20 protein-coding genes are annotated in these 23,991 nt (G+C 60.2%); 11 read left to right on the top strand and 9 right to left on the bottom strand.

Features of this window, described 5'->3' with window-relative positions:
• Positions 1-17 precede the first annotated feature (17 nt).
• Genes AOZ07_RS04300 through AOZ07_RS19180 form a run of 3 tightly spaced genes read right to left on the bottom strand, consistent with a single transcriptional unit; the run spans position 18 to position 6,591 of the window.
• Entirely contained in the window at positions 18-2,591 is a 2,574-nt protein-coding gene (locus AOZ07_RS04300; RefSeq protein WP_060700868.1) for a DUF5719 family protein, read from the bottom strand.
• The gene (locus AOZ07_RS04295; RefSeq protein WP_075972415.1) at positions 2,591-6,121 is read right to left on the bottom strand and encodes a glycosyltransferase family 2 protein; all 3,531 of its coding nucleotides are present in this window, start codon (positions 6,119-6,121) and stop codon (positions 2,591-2,593) included. Before AOZ07_RS04295 ends, AOZ07_RS04300 begins: the two co-directional genes overlap by 1 nt.
• Positions 6,067-6,591: a WhiB family transcriptional regulator gene (locus AOZ07_RS19180; RefSeq protein ID WP_075972560.1), complete on the bottom strand. Its 525-nt coding sequence runs from the start codon at positions 6,589-6,591 to the stop codon at positions 6,067-6,069. The genes AOZ07_RS04295 and AOZ07_RS19180 overlap by 55 nt, the downstream gene beginning before the upstream one ends.
• Before the next feature lie 288 nt (positions 6,592-6,879).
• Here AOZ07_RS19180 and AOZ07_RS04285 point away from each other — a divergent pair, with 288 nt between their 5' ends.
• Entirely contained in the window at positions 6,880-7,608 is a 729-nt protein-coding gene (locus AOZ07_RS04285; protein ID WP_194943794.1) for a TIGR03089 family protein, read from the top strand.
• Here AOZ07_RS04285 and AOZ07_RS04280 read toward each other — a convergent pair.
• A complete protein-coding gene (locus AOZ07_RS04280; RefSeq protein ID WP_060700865.1) occupies positions 7,605-8,174 on the bottom strand; it encodes a GtrA family protein in 570 nt (189 codons plus the stop codon). The genes AOZ07_RS04285 and AOZ07_RS04280 overlap by 4 nt on opposite strands.
• A gap of 176 nt (positions 8,175-8,350) precedes the next feature.
• Between AOZ07_RS04280 and AOZ07_RS04275 the strand changes: the two genes are divergently transcribed.
• From AOZ07_RS04275 to manA, 4 genes are all read left to right on the top strand, one after another.
• Positions 8,351-9,511 carry a 5-(carboxyamino)imidazole ribonucleotide synthase gene (locus tag AOZ07_RS04275; protein WP_060700864.1) on the top strand — a complete coding sequence of 387 codons (1,161 nt, stop codon included), beginning with the start codon at positions 8,351-8,353 and terminating at the stop codon, positions 9,509-9,511.
• A gap of 76 nt (positions 9,512-9,587) precedes the next feature.
• Positions 9,588-10,118, top strand: coding sequence for a 5-(carboxyamino)imidazole ribonucleotide mutase (gene purE / locus AOZ07_RS04270; protein ID WP_171918595.1), 531 nt, complete (start codon positions 9,588-9,590; stop codon positions 10,116-10,118).
• Between the two features lie 18 nt (positions 10,119-10,136).
• Positions 10,137-11,771, top strand: coding sequence for an LCP family glycopolymer transferase (locus tag AOZ07_RS04265; protein ID WP_060700862.1), 1,635 nt, complete (start codon positions 10,137-10,139; stop codon positions 11,769-11,771).
• A gap of 65 nt (positions 11,772-11,836) precedes the next feature.
• On the top strand, positions 11,837-13,045 hold the full coding sequence (gene manA / locus AOZ07_RS04260; protein ID WP_075972414.1) for a mannose-6-phosphate isomerase, class I: 1,209 nt from the start codon (positions 11,837-11,839) through the stop codon (positions 13,043-13,045).
• 93 nt (positions 13,046-13,138) lie between these two features.
• Here manA and glpX read toward each other — a convergent pair whose 3' ends face one another.
• Complete coding sequence (glpX, locus tag AOZ07_RS04255) at positions 13,139-14,173, bottom strand: class II fructose-bisphosphatase (RefSeq protein ID WP_060703296.1); 1,035 nt, start codon at positions 14,171-14,173, stop codon at positions 13,139-13,141.
• A 184-nt stretch (positions 14,174-14,357) separates the two neighbouring features.
• On the opposite strand from glpX, the gene AOZ07_RS04250 reads away from it, so the two are divergent.
• The 3 genes from AOZ07_RS04250 to AOZ07_RS04240 all read left to right on the top strand — a co-directional run bounded on the left by AOZ07_RS04250 (position 14,358) and on the right by AOZ07_RS04240 (position 17,244).
• Positions 14,358-15,002: a DUF4245 domain-containing protein gene (locus AOZ07_RS04250; RefSeq protein ID WP_060700860.1), complete on the top strand. Its 645-nt coding sequence runs from the start codon at positions 14,358-14,360 to the stop codon at positions 15,000-15,002.
• 68 nt (positions 15,003-15,070) lie between these two features.
• Positions 15,071-15,700, top strand: a complete 630-nt coding sequence (locus tag AOZ07_RS04245) for a carbonic anhydrase (protein WP_060700859.1) — start codon at positions 15,071-15,073, stop codon at positions 15,698-15,700.
• Positions 15,701-15,831: 131 nt separating this feature from the next.
• Complete coding sequence (locus AOZ07_RS04240) at positions 15,832-17,244, top strand: class II fumarate hydratase (protein ID WP_060700858.1); 1,413 nt, start codon at positions 15,832-15,834, stop codon at positions 17,242-17,244.
• A 149-nt stretch (positions 17,245-17,393) separates the two neighbouring features.
• On the opposite strand, the gene AOZ07_RS04235 is transcribed toward AOZ07_RS04240, so the two are convergent.
• The gene (locus AOZ07_RS04235; RefSeq protein WP_060700857.1) at positions 17,394-17,963 is read right to left on the bottom strand and encodes a GNAT family N-acetyltransferase; all 570 of its coding nucleotides are present in this window, start codon (positions 17,961-17,963) and stop codon (positions 17,394-17,396) included.
• Positions 17,964-18,076: 113 nt separating this feature from the next.
• On the opposite strand from AOZ07_RS04235, the gene AOZ07_RS04230 reads away from it, so the two are divergent.
• Positions 18,077-18,742 (top strand): TetR/AcrR family transcriptional regulator, encoded by a 666-nt coding sequence (locus tag AOZ07_RS04230; RefSeq protein ID WP_060700856.1) that lies wholly within the window; start codon positions 18,077-18,079, stop codon positions 18,740-18,742.
• A gap of 33 nt (positions 18,743-18,775) precedes the next feature.
• On the top strand, positions 18,776-20,485 hold the full coding sequence (locus AOZ07_RS04225; protein WP_060700855.1) for an MDR family MFS transporter: 1,710 nt from the start codon (positions 18,776-18,778) through the stop codon (positions 20,483-20,485).
• A gap of 87 nt (positions 20,486-20,572) precedes the next feature.
• Here AOZ07_RS04225 and AOZ07_RS04220 read toward each other — a convergent pair whose 3' ends face one another.
• On the bottom strand, positions 20,573-21,037 hold the full coding sequence (locus tag AOZ07_RS04220; RefSeq protein WP_060700854.1) for an NUDIX hydrolase: 465 nt from the start codon (positions 21,035-21,037) through the stop codon (positions 20,573-20,575).
• Between the two features lie 4 nt (positions 21,038-21,041).
• Positions 21,042-21,545 carry a prepilin peptidase gene (locus AOZ07_RS04215; RefSeq protein ID WP_060700853.1) on the bottom strand — a complete coding sequence of 168 codons (504 nt, stop codon included), beginning with the start codon at positions 21,543-21,545 and terminating at the stop codon, positions 21,042-21,044.
• 83 nt (positions 21,546-21,628) lie between these two features.
• On the opposite strand from AOZ07_RS04215, the gene AOZ07_RS04210 reads away from it, so the two are divergent.
• Positions 21,629-22,408, top strand: coding sequence for a hypothetical protein (locus AOZ07_RS04210; RefSeq protein ID WP_060700852.1), 780 nt, complete (start codon positions 21,629-21,631; stop codon positions 22,406-22,408).
• Positions 22,409-22,499: 91 nt separating this feature from the next.
• Here the strand turns inward: AOZ07_RS04210 and AOZ07_RS04205 are convergent, their stop codons facing one another.
• Positions 22,500-23,816: a PhoH family protein gene (locus AOZ07_RS04205; protein WP_060700851.1), complete on the bottom strand. Its 1,317-nt coding sequence runs from the start codon at positions 23,814-23,816 to the stop codon at positions 22,500-22,502.
• Between the last annotated feature and the right edge of the window lie 175 nt (positions 23,817-23,991).

Below are 23,991 nucleotides of genomic sequence, written 5' to 3'. Positions count from 1 at the left end.
TCCTTGGTGGCGGGAGGCTACCCGCCGATATTCACCACGATGCCGTCGCGACCGGCATTGGCCTGGGGCATGGCAGCCCAGGCAATAGAACGTTCAGAACCCAGGGTCAGCTGTCCAATATACGTGTTCGCGTCGGTTGAGAAAATCACAGCCTGTGCGTCATCCGCAACGGTTTTCGGGTCGAAGACGATGCTGGAGCCGGCGTTGATCGCCAACTTCTTGACCTTGTTGAGCTTGCCATTTTTGCCCACCACGGTGGCTTCCACGGTGGAGTCGGAATCAACAGCGGCCAAAGCGAATTTTCCGGTCCCATTGGCCGAGAGCGGCATGGCCTGGGTTCCGGCCAGCACGTTGGAACTGGCGGCCCATGCGGTATCCGAGGAGTCCTTCGGATCGCTGCCGCGGACCATGCGCACCGCTGCGGTCACCGGAGCATCCGATTCAACCACGATGGTGTAATAGCCGCTTGCCAGCTGCTTCAGGCTCTGCACGCCGGTGGCATTGGAGGATACGGCAAGGTTGTCATCGAAGCTGGCAGCTACTTCGCCGTCCTTGCCGAGCACCTTGACCTTGTATCCGGCACCGGAGGAACCTGTGGCCGAGACGTGCAGCTGCGGAACCAAAGTGCCATCGTCCTTGCTCAGCGCATCGGAATTCGATTTCTCGTCAATCCAAACACCGGGAATCACCTGGGTGTTCGAGGCCGAGGCGTTGGCTGCCACGAGATCGACTCCCGATGGGGTCAGCCCGCGCAGGGCAGCCTGCTGCACCGACGCGGTGATCTTGCCGCCAAGGCTGGTGACCTCGGCAGAGACCGAGTCCATATCCTGGGCGTAGCCGCCAAGTACGAGAGCGCGGCTCTCCCCTGGCGCCAACACGATGCTCTGCAGGGTCGGGGTGTCGATCAGGCCTTCGGGCCCGCGCAGGCGCAAGGAAACCTGGGCCGTGGTATGCGTCGGATTGGCCAGGTTCATCACGCTGGTGGAACCGGTGCTGGTTTGCAGTCCGGTGAACCTCCAGGTTGATGCCGGCGCCTGGCAGGTGCCCGTCGCCAAGCCCGCCAGGTCGCCGTCCTTGGCCTGGTAGCTGCGCAGGGCGCTGCCTTCAGAGGCCAGGCCGCCCAGCGGCTGCAGCGAGTACACCTGGGCGTCGTCGACGCCATTAACCGTCGAGACCTTGCTGGTGCGCCCGGTCTGGCCATCATCATCCGATCCGCGGGCTTCAAGCGCCTGGGCTTCTGCGATGCGCTCGGTCAGCGGCCGTTCCGAGGTTCCATCGAGTTTGGCGAAGGATGATCCCGGGATGCGCTTTGCCAAGTCGGAGACGGCGATGCTGCGCAGGTTGCTGGAGATTTCCTTGCCGCCCGCGGCAAATTGCGGATCTGTTCCGTCAACGCCCTTCAGCAATTTCGGGGTGGGCGCGCAGACGCTGCTGGCATCGCCGGCTGGCAGATTGGTCACCGCGGCCGGCAGGGTCTTTTCAGCAGCCTTAGGGGCAACCAGGGATCCTGCGCCCACTGCGGCGCTGGCGGCAAGCACAGCGGCCAGGCTCAACAGCACTGCACCAGTTTTCTTGCGGGTGGATGCGGTGGCAGCATCCTTGCTGGCAGCAGCTCGCGCCTTGTCCAGCTTCTTGCGGCGTGCGTTCACGCTGCCGGCTGCGGATTCGCTGGCAATGCCAGCTTCGGTGGCCTGGGCTTGTTGAGCCTGCTCTTCCTTAGCCGCCTCTGCGGCGCGAATCTTTTCCAGCTTGCGGCGGCGCTTGGCGGCCTTGGCGTTTTCTGGTTCCTTGGCTATCGGCGCAGGTTCCTTCGAAGCAGCCTCCGTCGATGGCGAAGCCGAAGCTGCTGCCGTTCCAGCGTCTTCGGCAGCTTTTGCAGTCGGGCTGTCTGCCGCCGCGTCCTTGCTGCTTTCCGCCGGCTTTTGCTTCTCCGGCGTGGCAGCCTGTTCGGGCTCGGCCTTGTGGGCGGCCTTGGGCTCGTGAGCTGCCGCGGGCACAGCTGGTGCTGCTGGGTCGGTGCTCTTATGAGCCGGATGCGCGACAGCAGAATTTTGCTGGGCTGCCTGGGCCGGCTGGTCTTTTGCTTCCGGCTTGGCCTCGGGCGCACCGGCCGCAGCCGTGGTGGCGTTTGGCTGGCTGTTGCCCGATGGCCCGGATTTCTCTTCGGCTTCGGCCTTGCTGCCCTGATCGGCCTGGCCGGTTTTTGCCGAGCCAGCAGTGGCTGGCTCAACTGCCGGGGCTGGCTCGGCCCCGGGCTTGGCAGGTGCTGGGGATGCGTTCTTCTTCTGGGCCTTTGCCGCGGCCTTGGCCGCCGATTCCTGCTCGGCTTCCAGGGACTTCTGTTCCCTGGCCGCATTCTTGGCGTCGGCCTTGGCACGCAGCTGCGCTTCCTTGGCCCGTGCTTTCTCGAGCTTGGCATCAACCTTGGCTTTGGCCTTGGCGGCTTTTTGCTCGGCACGCGAGAGCGCCGCGGATACCTGTTCCCCGGATCCTGCAGCGCCCTGGGAGCTGGCCGCTGGCTTTGGCGCGGGTACCTGTTCGGCAGGCTTGTCAGCAGAATCCGCTGAGTTCACGTTCTTCTCGTCGCTCACTACTTCTTCTCCTGCTCGGCGTCATCGCCCGATATCCGGTCGTTGAGCTTCGGGGTCAAGTTGTCTCGGATCTCGCTGGCCCGTTCACGGGCTTCGCGTCGGCTCTGTGGAAGCATGCCAGTGGCCGCAGGGGGGCTGTGCACTTCGGCCGCGGCGAGAACCTCAGAGGCGTCAGCCAGTGCTTCGTCCTCTGCGCGGGGTTCGCGGAACCGGTACTCGCTATTGCGGTAGTTCGCGAAACGCCGCGAGCTTGGCACCGGAATGGCCAGCAACACGGTAATCAGCAGGACGACGCAAGCCAGAATCAAGAAAGGCATTGCCATGGCTTCCTTGTGCGACAGCGACAGTTCGCCGCCGCCTGCTGGAATCTCGAAGGCCTGTGCCCAGCGGGTCTCCGAATCCTCCGGGTAAGCCACGGAGCGCAGTTGCTCGCCGTCGATGCTTGCCCGCAGTTTCGGATCTGCTGCCGTGGCCAGAACCAGGGTGCGTTCCGAATCGGAAGCCGGGATCTGCACCTTGCTGATCTTGCCGCGGCTGGCAGGAAGCACGGTGACCGCGCCGTCCTCGCCGACGATGCGGGCAAAACCGGTGCCTTCGGCGCCGGCTGAGGTTCCATAGTCCACACGCCAGAGCCATCCGCTGTCGGTTTGTCCCACGGCGGCCAATCCGGTAGCAGAGTCAAGGGCGCGTACGGTTGCCGGAACCGATTCGCCGGTTTCGTTCAACACGATGTAGCCGATGCCCAACTCACGCAGGGACTTGCGGGAATCGAGTGCCGATTCGGAAAGCAGCATGGCTACGGCCTTGCTCTGCACCGATGCGGTAATGGAGCTTTCGTTGCGTTCTGGATCCAGCATGCTTCCCCGAAGCTGCTTGACCTGCGAATACCGGCTGATGCTATCGAGAGTTTCACCGGAGCCGGAGACCAGCTGGCTATCGATTTCGCCGGAAGACCGCGGACTGAGCACCAGGGTGCGCTCCTGGAATTCCGAACGGCCCGCATCCGCTGCTGTAGCCGGCAGGGTGCGCGGCTGCGAGGAGCCAACCTGCTGGGTGTTCACCAGCTTGGCCATGGATTCCGATGCGGCAGCTGGATTCAGCTGAGTCGCCAGGAGCACCGAGCCGGAGGCCAGTACGGCCACCACGCTGAGCGCAGCTGTCAAGGCCAAGGCCAAGCGGGGTGCGCCTGCGCGGACAGCGCGCGGCTTGTCCTCGTGCCGCAATGCGGCCAAAGCGTTCGCCGCGGCGGCGATCAACGCGAAAACCGCAAAGGAAACAAACGGACCGGTGTAGGCGGTGACCGCAGTGTGCGAATCCATGGTGACCGGGACGAAGCCAACAGCCCATCCAGCGGCCACAGCGATCACGGCGCCCCACAGCAGCCGCCGCGAGTTCCGGCGCATGACGGCATTGACGCTGAATGCGGAGCTCAGCGTGCCAAAAACGGCCATGAAAATGACCGGGGCGCCGACCAGCAGGGCTGCTACGAGCGCCCATGGACCGGCTGGCAGGATGTCCCAGCCCACCAGGCCGACCGCCGGGTTAAATGCTTCCGGGAAGCCCAGCAGCATCTGCCACGGCGACGCAGGCGAAAACGCTGTCGCAGCACCGGGCTCGGTGAACAACAGGCGCGGGTCGCCCAGTGCGGCAACCAGCAGAGGAAGGTTCCACACCACAGCAGGCAACGGGATCCACCACAGGCTGCGAGCTCGGCGCAGCGAGGAGAGAGCCAGCGCGTAGACCAGCACGGTTGCGGTCAGGAAGAATGCCATTGAGCCGGCGGAAATGGCCCAGAGCAGCAAGGCGGCAGACGCTGATGCGGTCCATGCGGATACGGATTGCTGCTTGGGGGTTTTGGGCTTGGCGCCTTCAACGGCTACCTGTGCGTTCACGGAACGCATGACAGCGAGCACAAAGACCGGAAGGAGAATGTGCACCATGGCCGAGCCAATTCGGCCCGATGCCAAGGAGGAGCCCAGCGATGGAAGGAACGCCCAAATAAGTGCTGCGAAGAATCGCACGGCGCGCGAGCGGCTCACCGCGCCGATACCCCACCAGGCGGACAGCGCGGCAAGCGGCATGGCGGCGAGGAACAAGTAGGGCGATGCTTGATTCGCGTGGCCAAACGTGACCAGCGAGAAGAGCCAGAACAGCACGTCCGAATTATCTGGCGGCGCGCCCGCTCCGGTGGAGATGCTTTGCCACCACGACAGCGCATTGGCGCCGATTTCCTCTGTGCTCTGCGAGAACGGGCGCAAGGCGCCGCCGGAGAGGGCCGAAGCGCCGAGCACATTGCGCCAGGCAATCAGCGAGGCAGCTGCCGAAAGCAACAGGGCAAGGATCAAGGAGAGCACCGCAGTGGTGCGTGGTGGGCGGGCGATGCGGACGAAGTCCGAGAAGTTGTCGCCGCTTGGCTCAACCATGGCGTCGGCGCCGCTGCCGTCGCCATAGACTTCAGTGTCGTCGCGACCGGTAGTCAGGTTGCGGCGGTATTCGCGAACCTGGGCCGCCGAGGTCATCAGCTTGCGTACCTGCCGGCGCGGAATCTGGCGAATCTGTGCGACATTGCGGCGCGAGGCCGCCAGCTTGCCTGGGGTAAACAGGCCACGCAGGACGGCACCGAGGTGGCTGAATCCATGGCCAGGATCCTTGGCGAGCAGGGCCAGCAAGAAGTGGCCAATGCCTCCAAGGAGCAGGCCGACCCACAAGAACGGCAATGCCAGCGGCGAGGCGAACTTCAAGCGCTGGAAAACTTCTGAACGCTTCGCTTCGCGCGGTCCAGCCAGGGAGTCGACAACCTCGACCTGGTGGTACATCTTTGCTATCGGAACCACTACTACGCGGTGCCCGGCCAGGCGGTTTCGCCAGCACAAATCCACGTCGTCGCCACGGCCCGGAATGGCAGGATCAAATCCGCCGAGGTCCTCGAATACTTCGCGCCGGATGAACATGCCCGCCGAGGAAACGGCAAAGTAATCGCTGCGGCCGTCGTACTGCCCTTGATCGACTTCGTCGGTATCGATCATGGTCAGCCGCTGGGCCTTGCGGTCTACGCTCAGGCCGACTTCGGCCAGGTGCCGGGGGTTGTCGATATCCAACAACTTGCATCCGGCGATGGACACGGACTCGGATGCTTCAACGGCACGAGTCAGGTGTTCAAGTGCATCGGGCGCCGGCATGGAGTCATCGTGGATGATCCAAAGCCATTCGTCACGGTCTTGCCGAGCTTCTGGCAGTTGTGAAACGGCCAATTCCAGAGACAGGCCCAAGGACCCTTCCTCGGCTACCAGCAGGGCTGCGTTGGAAGGCAGATTGGCTTGGAGCACCTCCAGGGAAGCATCGGAGGAAGAAGCATCGACTCCGACAAATCGTTCAATAGGCCGGGACTGGTTGCGCAGCGCGGCTAAGGTGCGTGGTAAAAAGTCAGCGCCATCGTGCGAAGCAACGATGGCGGTGACGTGAATTGGCGGACGAATTAGATTGCTCGTTTCCGTAGACGGCGACGTTCGCGCTCTGAGAGCCCTCCCCATATGCCGAAGCGCTCATCATTGCTCAAGGCATATTCTAGACATTCAGAACGGACAACACATGCGCCGCAGACACGTTTCGCGTCGCGAGTCGAGCCGCCCTTTTCAGGGAAAAACGCTTCAGGGTCAGTTTGCGCGCACAGCGCGCGGGCCTGCCAGCCCAGTTCGCCTTCATCAACTTCGCCGCCAACACCGAGCCATACTGCCTTGATGGTGTCGCGTACTTCATCGTCCTCATCGAGCTCCGGCGCCCAGGAACCAACTGAAGGAATTTCTTCAGCGTCCAGTTCCGCGTCGTGCTCTTTGAGATAGTTGTCGGCCGCGGTCTCCAGATCGGCTGCTACTGCAACACGTGCGGACTCACCGGCTTGAGGGTCGACAAACCAGTCAGACGGTGCGTCTTCGAGCCCGTACTGAGCGGACGCAACAGCCGAGGTCGAAAATTCGGAGTACCCCTGCTCCAGATTCGCCATGGTGATGTTGACCTTTCGATTGGTTTGAGTGGATTGGGCCATCTATGGTCCCTACCCATCCGGCAGCATTTATTCCATCAATCTAGAGAATGTGAGGGATCCTGCCGGACTCACACTCTAATTACATCCGTGTAACTCCGCTAGAGTCAAGTGGGGAGGTCATTCTAAGAAGACTTCTCAGGAAACTCTCGGCACAACACGCCGTCAAAACAGGCAGATGAGACGGGCGAGTCTTCACTTGCTTGAATTCTCGGTGAATTCTCAGTATCTAATTTCAAAGGACGTTCAATGAGCAGCATTCAACCACAACGAACTTTCGTGGAGGATCTACTTGCACCGCGACGGGCCTCGGCCTCGCCGTGGCTGACGTGGCATTCACTGAGCGGTGAGCGCATCGAGCTCTCCGGTCGAGTTTTTGACAATTGGGTAGCTAAAAGCGCCAATTTGCTCAGTGATCTTTTTGACCTCGACGAAGAGACCACCGTCGTCATCGATCTCGCCCCGCACTGGAAATCCGTGGTGCTCGCTCTGGCTGCTTTGCACCATGGCGCTACACTCGTTGACGCCGAACACAGCGACGCAGCTCATGCCGCGCTGTGGATCAGCTCCGAACCCAATGATGAACGCATTCCCGCAAGCAGTGAAATCCTCGCCGTGAACCCGGCAGCTCTCGCGCTGTCCTTCGGCTCGGATCTCGGCCCCGTCGCAGAGGACTTTAATGCTTCGGTGCGTTCATATGGCGACCAGTTCTACCCGTCAGCTGTTGCTTCTTCCGCAACGGCACTGGCCGCCACTGGCGGTTCTGCTATGACGCTCAATGAGCTTTTTGGGAGTTCCGTTCCAGCACGGGGCACCATTCTGGTGCGCGCACAGCAACCGCTGCTGCCCCTCCTCCCCTATCTGGTGAGCCAGTGGGCAGCCGGTGATGCAGTGGTTCTTGTGGAAGACGGCGTGGAAGTCACTGAGCGCCTGCGTGAAGGCGAACGCATCAGTTTCGACTACGAGCCTGCCAGCTAGCGCAAGACCTTCGGCGTGGAACCGGTATCGGTTGGACCAGTGGATCCATTCGCAGCCGCACCGATATCGGTTTTAGGCCGTCCGAGAAGTTCGTGATCGTGAGCGAACTCTTCCTCCTGGTCCATTTCCTTGCCAAAGACCCAGAACCGGTAGGCGAAGAAGCGGAATATGGTGCCCAGGATCAAACCGACCACCGAACCGGCGATGAACACCGAGGTCGGGTCGGTCAGGCCCATCCAGTATTTGGTGACCCACACACAGGCTGCGGCAATGCCCAGGCCGATGGCATTCATGATGATGAACATCACCAGCTCGCGCACCACGTTGGCTTGGCGGCGATGGCGGAAGGTCCAATAGCGATTGGCCACCCACGAGAAAATGGTTGCCACGACACCGGCAATAATTTTTGCCTTGACCTGCGAGTCGCTCATTGAGCCATGCAGCAGCCAGACATAGATGCCCGAGTCAATGATGAACGCGACTCCACCAACGACGCCGAACTTCGCAACTTCACGCCAGAACAGCGAGATGAGTCCGGCAATTTTTGATTTGATGCGTTCGAGCAAGGGTCCTCCAGGGAATGAGATTCCCGTCTGGCTAGCAGTAACAGGGCGCACAAAGTACAACTTGAAGCACGCGATCTAGCTATTTTATCGCCAATTTCTGAGGATTGTCCGAATTGTGAGAGTAATCAGACATCTCGCATGCGAATCTGATCCGCGCTTTCGATACCCTAGATAACGTGAGCTTTCCAAAAATTGGCGTGATTGGTGGCGGGCAGCTAGCCCGAATGATGGCCCCTGAGGCCCTGAACCTAGGATTCGAACTTCATATTCTGGCCGAAGGGCCTGAAGTTTCGGCTGCCCGAAGTGTTCCTGACGCACCGGTAGGTGACTACAAGGACCTCGATACCCTGCGCGCTTTTGCCAAGGGCAAGGACGTAGTCACCTTTGACCACGAGCATGTCCCCAACGAATTTTTGACCACGCTGATCAACGAGGGTGTCAATATCCAGCCTCGCCCCGCGGCACTGATCCATGCCCAGGACAAGCTGGTGATGCGCGAGGCCATTGAACGCTTGGGCCTTCCCAACCCGGCCTGGGCCAAGGTGGAGAACGTCGAGGAGCTGATCAGCTTCGGCGAACAGACCGGCTGGCCCATTGTGCTCAAGACCCCGAGGGGCGGCTACGACGGCAAGGGCGTGCGCATGCTCGATAGCATCCAAGATGCCAAAGACGCCGCCGACTGGTTTGCCAACGGCCCATTGCTGGCCGAGGACAAGGTCGGCTTCTCCCGTGAGCTCTCCGCCCTGGTGGCGCGCACCCCTTCCGGCGAAGCCAAAGCCTGGCCAGTAGTCCACACCATTCAGGTTGACGGGGTCTGCGACGAAGTGATCGCCCCGGCCCAGGACCTTGACGAGGCCACCGCACGCAGCGCCGCCGAGGCGGCCCTGCGGATCGCCAACGAATTCGGAGTGACCGGCGTCATGGCCGCGGAGCTGTTCGAGACTCCCGGCCAGGGAGCCGGCTATGTCATTAATGAATTGGCGATGCGCCCGCACAATACCGGGCACTGGACCATGAATGGTTCGGTCACCAGCCAGTTTGAGCAGCACCTGCGTGCCGTCCTTGATCTTCCGCTGGGCGACACCCGCGAGCTGGGGGTCACCGTCATGAAGAACTACCTCGGCGGCGCCAACCAGGACCTCTACTCGGCATTCAGCGCTGCACTGGCCGCGGCCCCCGAGGTCAAGGTGCACGCCTACGGCAAGTCCGTTCGCCCGGGCCGAAAGATCGGGCATGTGAACGTGGTGGCAAATGCCGGGCAAACCGTAGATGAACTTCGCGTGCAGGCAAACAAAGTTGCCGCGCTGATCCGCGACGGCGTCGACTCCAAGAACTAACCTGATATTCCGGCAAGAGCCACTGCGCGCAACGGCGCAGTGGCTCTTGCCAATGACACAACCAAGGATAAATCTGATGTCTGAAGCACCTCTTGTCGGCCTGGTCATGGGTTCGGATTCCGATTGGCCAGTAATGCGCCTGGCTGCCCAGGCCCTGGCCGAGTTCGGAATTCCATTCGAAGCCGACGTGGTCTCCGCCCACCGGATGCCAACCGAGATGATCGAGTACGGCAAAAAGGCACATGAGCGCGGGTTGCGCGTGATCATTGCTGGAGCAGGCGGCGCGGCCCACTTGCCCGGCATGCTCGCAGCTGTTACTCCGCTGCCTGTCATCGGAGTTCCAGTTCCACTGGCTAAGCTTGATGGAATGGATTCTCTGTTGTCCATCGTCCAGATGCCAGCAGGAGTCCCCGTCGCAACTGTTTCCATTGGCGGTGCACGCAACGCAGGCTTGCTCGCGGTGCGCACCCTAGCCGCGGGAACGGATGAGCTTGCACAGTCGTTGCAGGTAAAGTTGCTTCAGTTCGCAGATTCACTGCGCGAGTCAGCCCACGCCAAGGGCGCTGCACTGCGCGATGAAGTAGCCAACGAGAATTTCGCTTCCTAGGGAAAGTCAAACAAGTACATGGGTTCTGCCAGTCACCGCGCACCGAGTCCGTTGCGCCAGCCGGAGACAATTAGCGCTCCGCAACGCAGCAAACGTGCGCTGATCTTGGTTCTTCTGACCATCTTCTTCCCGGGCAGCGCTCAGCTGGTTGCCGGCAATCGAAAGCTCGGAAGGCTTGCGGTCTCCATTACGATGCTGTGCTGGGTCGCCATTCTTGGCATCCTGGCAATCTACTTCATCAACCGGTCGGTCATCCTCGGCTGGGTAGCGCACCCGAACTTCCAGCTGTTCCTGATCATCGTGCTCGGCAGCTTGGCTGTCGGCTGGTTCATCATGTTCATCAATACCCTGGTAATCATTCGGCCCGGCATGCTGGCTCCCGGCATGCGCGCCATCGTTACCGTTTTCACGCTGGCCGCGGTGGTCGCCACCAGTGGCGTGTTCATCTACGGTGCGTCCTTGTTGAATACCGGACGCGAGACCATTGTCTCGGTCTTCGATGAAGGACCTGCTTTTGACCCGATCGATGGCCGTTACAACATCGCGGTGTTCGGCGCTGACTCGGGATCCAACCGAGAGGGTGTGCGCACCGACTCGGTGGCACTGCTTTCGGTGGATGCCAAGACCGGCAAGACCCTGCTGATCTCGGTGCCGCGTAACTTCCAAGGCGCGCGCTTTGCAGATGACTCGCCAATGAAAAAGATCTGGCCCGACGGCTACAACTGCGGTAACGATTGCATCTTCAATGCCATCTACCGCAACGCGGCTGACGAGCATGCTGATGCTTTCCCGGCGTCCGTGAAGAATGTAGGCGCGCAGGCGGCCATGGATGCCCTGGAAGGAACTACCGGACTGCCCGTGCAGGGCTACGTCATGGTGGACATGGCAGGATTTGAGCAGTTTGTCGACGCCCTGGGCGGAGTCACCATCAATTCCGGCGGCTGGGTTCCATACAACGGCAAGTACTACCCCAACAGCACCGTGCGCACCCACTGGTTCGCCCCTGGCACCCAAACCTTCAATGGCAAGCATGCCCTGTGGTTTGCCCGCTCCCGCGACTTCACCGACGACTACCACCGCATCAAGCGCCAGCAGTGCTTGCAGCAGGCCATCATCAAGCAATTCACTCCGCAGACCATTCTGACGAACTTCACCAGCATCATGTCCGCTGGCGAGCAGCTGGTGGAGACAAACATTCCAGCCGGCCAGCTCGGCTCCTTCGTCTCCTTGGCCGAGAAGGTCTCTTCACAGCCGATGGCACGCCTGACCTTGGGCGCACCGGACTTTGAGCGATCCTTCTCCACATACCCGGACTTTGACAAGCTCCAGGAGCGAATCCGCACCCTGATTGCCAAGCAGTCGGAGAGCGAGAAGAAGAAGACTGAGAAGTCCGATTCTTCTAAGAAGAGCGAAGATTCTTCCAAGGCTTCCGAGTCCCCCAAGAGCTCGGAAAGTGAAGAAAGCACTGAAGAGAGCGCGGATACCACGGATATCAATAACGCTCCCAAGCTTTCCGGCGGCGGAGATCAGGAATTCACCCAGCCTGATGGAAGTCCAATCACCGAGGAGTACTTGGTGCAGCTGGAAATGGCTGGATACAACACCCGCATTTCACAGATCGCCGCTAACAACGACGAATGCTCTGTTCCGTAAACGGTTAGACCCCCCGACCGCAATGCAACCCAATCACTGTTCTTGAAAGGCTATGGTCAAACAACGTGTTCGAGTTGAAAAACGCGATGAGGGATTACCACTGGGGTTCTGATTCCCAGATCTCTGATTTGCTGGATCTGCCTGCGGATATTTCCCCGCAGGCAGAGATGTGGCTTGGCGCCCACCCGGGATGCCCCAGCCGGCTGGTTGATGAAGACATTGCCCTGAATGACTTCATCGCCCAAGACCCGCAGCAAGTACTGGGGGCAACTGTTGCGCAGCGATTTGGCCGCCTGCCCTACCTGTTCAAGGTGCTCTCGGCGACCCAGCCCCTGTCGATCCAGACGCACCCGACGCTCAAGCAGGCCCAGGAGCGTTTTGCCCTGGAAAACTCCAGTGGCAAGCCCCTTGATGCGGCCGACCGCAACTATCGGGATGACAATCACAAGCCAGAGATGCTTTATGCACTGACTGATTTTGTGGCGTTATCCGGATTCCGCCAGCCTGGCCAAATCATCAAGGATCTGCAGTTGTTGTCCGCCGGGCTGCCGGAAGACAAGCTGGGCGAGATTGAGACGATCATCCGTTCATTGCAGGGGCAGGATCCACTGGCCGCCGCTTTCAGCCATGTGCTGACCGCCGGGGAACCTGTTGCCCAAACCGTGGAGCTGATCTGCTCAGCCATTGAGTCCTCGGATCAGTTGAAGGCCAACGCGCACTTTGCCGAGCTGGTGTCGATCAACAAGATCTACCCCTCGGATCCAGGCGTATTGGTCGCACTGCTGCTGAATCTGGTGTTCTTGGAACCGGGCCAGGCCATCAGCCTGGGCGCTGGAAATGTTCATGCCTACTTGCGCGGGCTAGGCATCGAAGTCATGGCCAACTCGGACAACGTTCTGCGAGGCGGATTGACCAGCAAGCATATCGATGTTCCCGAACTTCTGGATGTCACCATCAGCCAGCCCTCCCCTGCGCCGGTCCTTGCCCCGGTCGCGCTGGACTCGCACGACCGCCTGTACAAGCCGGACTTCGAAGAGTTCCAGCTGCAGGTGCTCGATCCGCAGGCTGCAGGCCAGGCTTCCGAACTTCAGCTGCACGGTGCTGGAGTGGTCTTGTGCACCGCGGGCGAGTTCTTGGTGAAAACCCAGGAAGGCCAGCGAAGCATCAAGCGCGGACAGTCCCTCTTCATTACCGCCGCCGAGCTGCCTGCGACGGCGACATTGCAGGGCAATACACCTGGCCAGCTCTTTGCCGCCAGTGCACAGATCGATTAAAGAAGTCTCCTTGCTGGACCGAATCTAGCTCGGATACGCCGATGGCCATGAACCTTGAAAAGGTTCATGGCCATCGGCGTATCCCAGAAAGATTTAGCGGGTGTAGGCTTCCCACTTATCCTGGTGGTGCTCGCCTTCAACGAAGCGGATGGTTCCGGACTTCGCGCGCATCACGATCGACTGCGTGCTGATGCGGTTGCCCTTGTAACGTACGCCGCGCAGCAGGTCGCCATCGGTGATGCCGGTCGCTGCGAAGTAGCAGTTATCGGAAGTCACCAGATCGTTGGTGGTCAATACGCGGTCCAGCTGGTGGCCGGCGTCCAGTGCCTTCTGCTTTTCGTCGTCATCAGTTGGCCACAAGCGCCCCTGGATGACACCGCCCAGCGCCTTGATAGCGCAGGCGGTCACGATGCCCTCCGGCGTGCCACCGATACCCATCAGCGCGTCAACGCCAGTGCCTTCACGAGTTGCGGCGATGGCGCCGGCGACGTCGCCGTCCATGATCAACTTGGTGCGAGCACCAGCAGCACGGATCTCCTCGATCAGTCCGGCATGGCGCGGACGGTCCAAGATGGTCACGGTGATCTGGCTGAGCTTCTTGCCCTTGGCCTTGGCGATCAAGTGCAGGTTCTGCTTCACTGGCAAACGCAGGTCAACAAGGTCAGCAGCTTCTGGGCCGGTGACCAGCTTTTCCATGTAGAAAACAGCTGAAGGATCAAACATGGATCCGCGGTCAGCCACTGCCAATACCGACAGCGCATTGTTCAAGCCGAGGGCTGTCAAGCGGGTTCCGTCGATCGGGTCAACAGCTACGTCGCATTCGGCACCGGTGCCGTTGCCGACTTGCTCGCCGTTGAAGAGCATTGGGGCTTCATCTTTTTCACCCTCACCGATGACAACAACGCCATTGAAGTTCACGGTGGAGAGCAGACCTCGCATAGCGTCTACTGCAGCGCCGTCGGCCGCGTTCTTGTCGCCGAATCCAACCCATGGCGTGGACGCGATGGCGGCAGCTTCAGTAGCGCGCACCAGTTCCAGTGCTAGGTTGCGGTCCGGCTCCGAGTCGGTTACCGACAGTCGCGAGGAAAGGTGGGCATAATTGTTCTTTTCGGTCACGAAAGATCCCATCACTGAGTCGTAGTCATTGCGCCTATGCAAACATATTCATTCTATCTCTTTAGAATTTGCAGTGACAGTTCGTGTCGCCAGGGCTTTCGAAGCCCAACGTGGGGTTGGGCACGCTAGTTCCAATTACACAGAATCTTCGGGGAGAATAGAAGACGTGCAACTTGAGAACAACAGTGGGAACACCATGCCTGTGAACGAGCCGTCGGATCAGTCCGCAAAGTCGGCACCGGAGCCTCGTCGCGATTTGAATGATCCTGAGGCGACCTTTGAGGACTTGCCGTTCAAGCCGCAGCTCACCGAGAAGCAGGCCAAGCGTGCCAACCAGACCTTCAAGGGCATGGTGCTCTCGGTTGGCTTCACCCTCGCTGTTGTTATTCCGCTGGTCTTGCTCAACCCAGCTCCGAAAGATGAAGCCTTCGAGAGCAAGGTGAACTTGCAGCAGACCGCGGAGCAAACCGAACAAATTGCAGGTTTCGACGTCTTCGCGCCAAGCCTGGGCGATGGACAGTATGCCAACTTTGCCCGCTGGCAGGCCAACACCGCTCAAGGTGTCCCCTACTGGGAATTTGGCATCGTGACCAAGAACAAGGATTTTGTCTGGGTACGCCAGGCCGCTGAAGCAAACGCCACGTGGATCGCCTTGACTACCGACACCGCCGTTCCGACCGGCACCAGGACCATTGGTGGCTGGGAATGGGAAGTCCGGGTCAAGGACGAAACCACGTATCTGATTTCGGAGCGCAAAGAGTCAACGCTGATCCTGTCCACGGACACTTCCGAGCAGCAGCTTGAGGATGTGGCCGAGCTGGCAGAATCCACGCTTAGCTAGTCGGTATTGTGACTTCACTCTGACCGCAAATATTCGATATTCGAACATCTTCCCGTAGACTTTGGCTTATGCGATCTGAACCAACCACTCAATCCTTGTCCCCCAAAGAGGCTTGGGAGAAGCTTAGCGCCGGTAACCTGCGTTTCGTCAATGAAGAAACCGAACACCCTAATCAGGACAGTGCCCGGCGCCAGTCGCTGATTTCAGGCCAAGAGCCGTTTGCGGTGATCTTCGGTTGCTCGGATTCCCGGCTCGCAGCCGAAATCATCTTCGACGTCGGCCTCGGCGACATGTTCGTGGTCCGCACAGCTGGCCACGTGATCGATCCGGCCAGCCTCGGTTCGCTGGAGTTCGCGGTTGACGAGCTCAACGTGCCTTTGATTGTCATTCTGGGCCACAACTCTTGCGGCGCAGTCACGAGCGCCATCAAGGTCAAGGAGTCCGGGGACATGCCCAAGGGCTTCGTCCGGGATCTGGTCGAGCACATCACTCCATCCGTCCTGGCCGCCGAGCGCAAGGGCATCACCGATGTCAACGGCACGGTCGTTGAGCACGTAAAGCAAACCACGGACCGCCTTGTCGATCTGTCCACCATCATCGCGCACGCTATCGAAGAGGGCCGCACAGCCGTAGCTGGCGTGGCCTACCACCTCGACGATGGCCGGGCGCAGCTCGTCTCAAGCTTGGGCCTGGACTAGGGAGCATCCGCAGTGCGGTAACCGCCTTGCAGCGTGGGTTTTATTCCCGTATCGGCGCAGCGTCACTAGCGGTTGTGATGTTTGCTTCAGAGTCCTGTCCTTCCATTGCATTCGAGGCGTAATCTGGGCGCATGACTAACAGTGACGATTTCCGCATTGAACATGACACCATGGGTGAAGTCCGAGTTCCAGCCCAGGCTTTGTATCGCGCACAAACTCAGCGTGCGGTCGAGAACTTTCCAATCTCAGGCAAAACGCTGGAGTCATCGCATATCAAGGCCCTCGCCCAGGTGAAAAAGGCCGCGGCCCAGGCAAACCTCGCATTGGGTGTGCTTGATGCCGAGCGCGCCGGAGCTATCACCGATGCTGCCGAAGAGGTGGCCAGCGGAAAGTACGACGAGCACTTCCCCATCGACGTCTTCCAGACCGGTTCGGGAACCAGCTCAAATATGAACACCAATGAGGTCCTTGCCGAATTGGCCACCCGCGCATTGAAGGCAAAACAGAGCGCCACCGAAGTTCATCCCAATGACCATGTGAACGCTTCGCAGTCCTCCAATGACGTATTCCCGACTTCGGTCCACGTTGCTGCCACCGGCGCCCTGATCAATGACCTGGTCCCTGCCTTGGGCCAGCTGGCCGCCGCTCTGGAAGCAAAATCGGCCGAATTCAAGGATGTCGTCAAGTCCGGCCGCACCCACCTGATGGATGCCACACCGGTCACCTTGGGACAGGAGTTCGGCGGTTATGCAGCACAGGTGCGCTACGGCATCGAGCGAGTCGAGGCGGCCTTGCCACGAGTTGCCGAAGTCCCGCTGGGCGGCACCGCAGTCGGCACCGGCATCAATACTCCTGAAGGCTTCCCGCAGAAGGTGATCGAGTTCCTTCGCGAGGACACTGGCCTGCCTATTACCGAAGCACGCAATCATTTTGAAGCCCAGGCCAACCGCGATGGCCTTGTCGAGGCATCGGCTGCCCTGCGGACCATCGCCATATCGCTCATCAAAATCGCCAACGACTTGCGTTGGATGGGCTCTGGCCCGAACACCGGCCTGGGCGAAATCTCCATCCCTGATCTGCAGCCAGGCTCGTCGATCATGCCTGGCAAGGTCAACCCGGTAATCTCCGAAGCGACCATCCAGGTTGCCGCCCAGGTCATCGGCAACGACACCGCCATTGCGTGGGCAGGCACCAATGGAGCCTTTGAATTGAACGTGGGCATCCCGGTCATGGCCTCGAACCTGCTTGAATCAATCCGGTTGCTGGCCAACACCGCCACCGTGATGGCAGAGAAGATGATCGATGGAATCAAGGCCAACGTTGAACGCGCCCGCTTCCTGGCCGAGGCATCGCCATCCATCGTCACCCCGTTGAACAAGCTGATCGGCTACGAGAACGCGGCCAAGATTGCCAAGAAAGCCGTCGCCGAAGGACTGACCGTCCGCGAGGCCACCATTGCGCTGGGATTCGTCGAGCGCGGCGAAGTCACCGAAGCCCAGCTTGATGAACTGCTTGATGTCTCCACCATGGTGGGCAAGCACTAGAGCTCTCATAGACCAAGCGGCGGCCCCTTGCTATCCGGATCAATGATCGCGGAAGGCAAGGGGCCGCCGCTATTGCGGGGCTGGCAAGCTAGCCAGCCCCCGGAGCGCCCGAACAGCTCGCATCGGATAGCAGCTGCATGAAACGCCTGCTAATCCAGCGTGATCCAGTAGCGGCGCACATCCTCCGGTGAACCGAATATCGGGCCAACTTCGCTTTGCGGCTTGATGCTTTCAAGCACACCGCCACATGATTCGATAGTGCGAGCGGATCCGATGTTGGAGTCATTGCACGTGATCAGGACTTTCGGCAGCCCCAGGCTCCGTGCTTGCTCCAGCGATCCGGCGAGCGCCAGCTTGGCCAGGCCGCGCCGCCGCGCGCTGGGACGGATGCCGTAGCCTATATGGCCGCCGACCTCCGCCAGATAGCCGGTGCCAAGATCATGCCTCAGGCTCACGGCGCCTAAGTACTTGCCGTTTTCCACTACCCAGAGCGTGCTTTGCGAAACGAATCCTGGCGCTGGCGTGAATTCTGGCTTTGCCAGGTCGTTGAGAAGCTTCACCCAGCGCTCAAAATCCGTGTGGTCAGCCAAGTCCCAGCCATATTTAGCTGCGAAGAACATCGAAGCGCCGTCTTGTTCCTCGCCGTTCCATTCTGCGGTGCTTTGCATAAATGATTGGTGCAGGTCAGTGGTTGGCTCACAGAGATCTATCTGGCTCATGGGGTCAGCCTAGTACAGATCGCCATCCAGCTTTCCGCCCAGGCTTGGCAGGGATGGAATGCCGCAGATCACTTAAGTTGCACCCTCAAAGTCATAGTGCAATACTGCACTGTATGAAAGATAGTGCAAAAGACGCAGCGGGAGTGCCCACCGAGGCACCGACGTTGAGCGGACGCATGCAAAAAACCCGGACGTCCATCACTCGCCATTGCCGCGAGCTAACGGCCGAGTTCGGCTTCAACGGTTTCACCATTGAACAGGTATGCGAACGGGTAGGCATCTCCCGGAGAACCTTCTTCAACTACTTCCCCAGCAAAATCGACGCGGTCTTCGGGCACGATGCCGACGCCATGCCAGAAGGCATCATCGAGCGTTTCATGGCGGCTCGGCCGGAGGGCATCACCGGGATTTCCCCCACGCTTCTGGCGGACTTGGTGGACATGGTCATTGAACGGCTGAGTTTTGATGAAACCGAAATCGTGAGCACCCATGGGTTCTTCTCCGTGGCACACCGCGAACCGGAACTCCTTCAGCACATGGTCCAGGTCGGACCCAAGAAAGACGCGGAGTTCCGTGAACTCATTGCATCGCGCGAAGGAGTCGATCCGCAGGATCCACTGCTCTCAAGCCTTTTGCACATTCTCAAGCACACCACTCTCCAAGCCATCGAGGCTTATGTCGAAGGTTCTGGGAAACGCTCGCTCACCGAGGAGTTCCTGGAACTGATGGGCCGGATCCAAAACATCATGGGCCAGCCCCTGAGACGCAGCAACGACTAAATAATTCCTTCAACACCTCTCGCAAGGATTGCAATGACCGCAACTACCGGTTCCCGGGAAACCCCGGGCGATGCGCCCCTGGTATTGACCCAGCGGCGCATCTGGATCATCTTCTCCGCCTTGATCGCAGGAATGCTCCTGTCATCACTGGACCAAACCATCGTCTCCACTGCCATGCCAACCATTGTCGGCAAGCTCGGCGGCGTTGAGCACCAGGCCTGGATCACCACGGCCTACCTTTTGGCCACCACCATCGTGATGCCCATCTATGGCAAGTTTGGCGATGTCCTCGGACGCCGCAACCTGTTCATGATTGCCATCGCGTTGTTCACCTTGGCATCTGTCGGTGCCGCCTTCTCCACCACCTTCTGGATGTTCGTCGTCTTCCGCGCCATCCAGGGCCTGGGTGGCGGCGGCTTGATGATCCTCTCGCAGGCCATCATCGCTGACATCGTCCCGGCTTCCGAGCGCGGCAAGTACATGGGACCTCTGGGCGGCATCTTCGGCTTGTCGGCCGTCGCCGGCCCGCTGCTCGGTGGATTCTTCGTGGACCACATGACCTGGGAATGGGCGTTCTACATCAACATCCCTGTTGGCATTGCCGCCTTTGCCATCGCCTGGTTCGCATTGACCCTGCCAAACAAAAAGGCAGAAAAGAAGATCGACATCCTGGGCGTGCTCTTGCTGTCGATTGCCACAACCTGCCTGATCTTCTTCACCGACTTCGGCGGCTCCGCCGCTCACGGCTGGGGAGCTCTGGAAACTTGGGCCTGGGGTGCAGGCCTGGTGATCGCCGCTTCGCTGTTCATCCTGGCTGAAGCCAAGGCCGAAGACCCGATCATCCCGCTGAGCCTGTTCAAGAACAAGGTCTTCATCAACGCCACCGCCATCGGTTTCACCCTGGGCATCGGGATGTTCTCCGCGATCGCCTTTGTGCCAACCTTCCTGCAGATGTCCTCGGGCACCTCCGCCGCCGTTTCCGGCCTGCTGATGGTTCCAATGATGGTCGGCATGATGGGTACTTCCATTTACTCGGGCATGGCCATCTCCAAGTCCGGACGCTACAAGGGCTACCCGATCGCCGGAACCATCGTCACCGTTGCCGCCATGCTGGCATTCACCACCCTGACCGCGCAGACCCCGCTGTGGCTGATCTGCGCCTACCTGTTTGTCCTCGGCGCCGGCATGGGCCTGATCATGCAGGTTGTCGTCCTGGTAGTTCAGAACGCTGTCGGACCAGAGATGGTCGGCACCGCCACCTCCACCAACAACTACTTCCGTGAAGTCGGTGCATCGCTGGGTGTGGCCATCTTCGGCGCCTTGTTCACCAACCGCCTCTCCGAGAAGCTCCTGGATGTCTTCTCCGGCGCTGGAGCCAGCGCTGCTGATGCCGGACATGCGGCATCCACCTTGGATCCGCAGACGCTGTCATCACTGCCGGACGCTTTGCGTGATGGCATCGTGGACGCCTACGCCAGCTCTTTGGCGCCGGTGTTCTGGTACCTGATTCCGTTCCTGGTTGTGGCGTTCGCCCTGGCCTTGTTCCTCAAGCAGGTTCCACTCTCCGACACCGCAGGCATGGTTGCCCGCGGCGAGGCCATCGGCGGAGAAGAAGCAATAGCTTTCGAAGAGGCCCAGCGCGCCCAGCAGGCTGCGCCTGGGGAGAATGCAATGGAGTCCGAGGGCAATGTCTTGGTCGCTGAGCGCCCAAGCGACAAGAGCACCCCGCCGGAAGCCAAGTAGGGTTTCGGCAGCCACTAGTTCTATTGGCTCAAGAGCATCGGGATGCGGACCAGCTGGTCCGCATCCCGATGCTCTTTCCATTGTCAGCTAGGCGAAATAGCCACCTGGACGGGGTTCCAGCGCCCATGACAAAGCCCGTTCATGCAAGGGCGGCAGCTTAGGACGGTCCTGCAGATCGAAGTAGCCGACTTCGAGGTTTTCGTCATCGTTTATCCTCGCCTGCCCGGAAAGGTGCCGGGCCTTGAAGACGATGTCGAGATATTGGGCATGATCTCCATTGGGATAAACGGTTGGCGCGGTCACTCCTACCCCCACCAAATCGGTGACTTCGCAGGACACCCCGGTCTCTTCCTGGACCTCGCGCTGGGCAGTATGCGATGGCTCTTCTCCCGGGTCAATGATGCCGGCAGGCAAAGTCCACAGCCCGTTATCGGCACGGCGCACCAGCAGCACTCGATCACCGTGGAATACAACAACTTTTACCCCGGAGAGCCACAGCATCTCGTGCCCTATATGTGTTCGCAGCTTGGTGATGAATTCCGGAGTTGCCATAAATTCATCGTGCCACAAGCAGCACCGCAAATGCCCCAATGACCATGAATGGCCCAAACGGCACGGCCGACTTCAATGTCAGCTTGCGCACGATCACTCCCCCGATCACCCAGAATGTGGCCAAGACAAAAGTTAATAACGTGGCAAGAAACAGCGCAGGCAGGGAATAGTAACCCAGATTCAGGCCAAGGACGCCGGCCAGCTTTACATCGCCCATTCCCATGGCCCCAGCTGAAATCAGGCTGATCAGCAAATATCCGCCGCCGAGGAGCAGCATCCCCAGGAACCCTTGCAGAATTCCCAGCAGGCCCCCGCTGCTGGCGCCCAAGCAAATCACCAGGGCCAGGCTGGCCAGGAGCCACGAGCCCACAAGCCGATTCGGCAGTCGATGGCTGGCGATGTCGGCCTTGGACAGCAGTACTCCGAAAACGCCAAAGCACAGCAATTGGAGCGCCACCAGGACTCCCTCGATCGGCCCTTCTTGGGCAACGCTCCATATCTGCGACATGTATAGAGCATAGGCATCTTCCCAATGCCATGGGATGGCCAGCTCGCCCTTGTGAATAATTCAGGCACTTATACAATTAGATTATGGACGTGCCTTCAGCTCCGTTGTACTTCCCCGGCTCCCCTGAGCCGGATTCCACCGCGCGGCGAAGATTCCGCGCCTTGGCCCGGTCCGCGCCCTGGCTGAGCACCTCGCTCAAAGTCGAAATCGACATTCCCGATGAGCTGGGCGATCCCGGGCGCGGCCTGACCGGCACAGTGACCGCCAAAATTCGCCAGCGCGAAGGAATCGCCGTGCATAACGCCGCGGGCGCGCTGGTCTTCCAGAAAGAGACTTTCAGTGCCCAGCGAAGTCGTGATTATGTCGCCGCCACCAATGCGTCGTGGAAGTTGCCATCAACGCTGATCACACCGGTTTATACGACGGATCACCTAGTGCTCCGCCGCCCGGAGATCGCAGGATTTGATGGCTTGCTGCCGCTGGAATACTGGGCGGCGGTTTTGGATCCGGTGGAAATTGCAGGTACTGAGCCCGCAGCGCAGGACTTGGCCTTTGACCATCCCACCTATATCCATGAACTCAGCGAGATCATGCATGAGGGACGTCCAGCCTTGGCAGCGGTGCTCAGTTCCGGACACACATATCAAGCGGCCCTTGCCGATTTCGCGCTGGTTCCCGCTGGCACGCGCACGCTGCTGGTTTTGGATCTGGGCACCGGCGTTTGCCTTCTGCGCCAGCGGCTGTCCGGCCCCGCTCCAGCCGCACCTGATCTGAGGCTTCGGATTCTGGCCCAGGATGAGTACTACATCAATTCGCACTTCCAGAAGGTTCATTGGCTTGATCAGCCGATAGTGCGCTCGTAGCCCCCGTTCCATGCTTGCTCACGCAGTTCCGGCTCCCGTGCCGCTGGTGTTTGACCACCCGCGGCACGGGAGCCGGCGCATGTCCTGGAAGCTAGCGCAGCATCGGCGCATCGAGCATTTCGGTCACCAAAGCGGCGATCGCTGAACGCTCGGAACGAGTCAGCGTCACATGGCCAAACAGCGAGTGCCCCTTGAGCTGTTCCACCACCGCTGCAATGCCATCATGGCGTCCCACGTGCAGGTTGTCCCGCTGGGCCACATCGTGGGTGAGCACCACCTTGGAGTTCTGGCCGATGCGCGAGAGCACCGTGAGCAGCACATTGCGTTCCAGGGACTGCGCTTCATCAACAATGACAAATGAGTCATGCAGGGAACGCCCGCGGATGTGGGTCAGCGGCAGGACCTCGAGCATGCCGCGCTCCAGCACCTCGTCAATGGCGTTCTTCGACACGATGGAACCCAGGGTGTCGAACACGGCCTGGGCCCACGGGCCCATCTTTTCGCCTTCCGAGCCCGGCAAGTAGCCCAGCTCCTGGCCGCCCACGGCGTACAGCGGTCGGAACACGGTGATCTTGCGGTGCTCGCGTCGCTCCAGCACCGCTTCCATTCCGGCGCACAGAGCCAGAGCCGACTTGCCAGTACCGGCGTTGCCGCCCAGCGAAACGATGCCTACCGAAGGATCCATCAACAGGTCCAAGGCGATTCGCTGCTCGGCGCTGCGGCCGTGCAACCCAAAAGCCTGCTGGTCTCCACGAACCAGCTTGAGGGTAGTGTCATCGGTCTTTCGAGCCAGCGCGCTGCCGCGGGGCGAGGTGATGACAAAGCCGGTATTGACAGGCGCGTCGGCTGCCGCTGGCAAATTCAAGAGCTGCTCGCGCTCATACAGCGTGGCCATCGATTCCTCGTCCAGGTCCAGCTGCTGTATTCCGGTCCAGCCGGTGGAAGCGATCAGCTCGTTGCGGTACACCTCGGCGTGGATCCCCATCGCTGACGCCTTGATGCGCATCGGCAGGTCCTTGGTCACCAGGGCAACATCAAGTCCTGAATCCAGCAGATGCTTGGCGACGGCGAGGATGCGCGCGTCGTTGTCGCCCGAGCGCATGCCCACAGGAAGAACTTCCGGCGCTATGTGGTTCAGTTCAATGCGCAAGGTGCCGCCAGCCGATGACACGGGAACCGCCTGGGCAAGTCCCCCGTGGCTGGCGATCAGGTCATCGAGCAGGCGCAGGGCCTGGCGCGCGAAGTATCCGAGGTCTGGATCCTTGCGCTTGTGTTCCAGCTCGGTGACCACGGTCAATGGAATCACCACATGATGCTCTTCAAAGTGGAACATCGCTTTCGGATCGGAAAGCAATACCGAGGTATCAATGACGTAGGTTCGTACGTCCTGTTCGGCAGTTCGGCTCATGGCAGCGCACCCATTCTCGAATCCGGCGTGGGGACTCTCCCCACGCGTTAGTGGGGAAGCCCAACACCGGATGTCCAAGGCGTGTCCGGTAGCTGTACCGGCTGGCGCTGCTTTTGGTCATCTAGTGCGGAACCCTTCGATCAGCTGGAGCTTGATGCCCCTGCCTTATGATCAC

This window comes from Glutamicibacter halophytocola (assembly GCF_001302565.1).
Lineage (GTDB): Bacteria > Actinomycetota > Actinomycetes > Actinomycetales > Micrococcaceae > Glutamicibacter > Glutamicibacter halophytocola.
The sequence above is the reverse complement of the archived record's forward strand: the minus strand, read 5'-3'. Positions and strand labels throughout refer to the sequence as shown.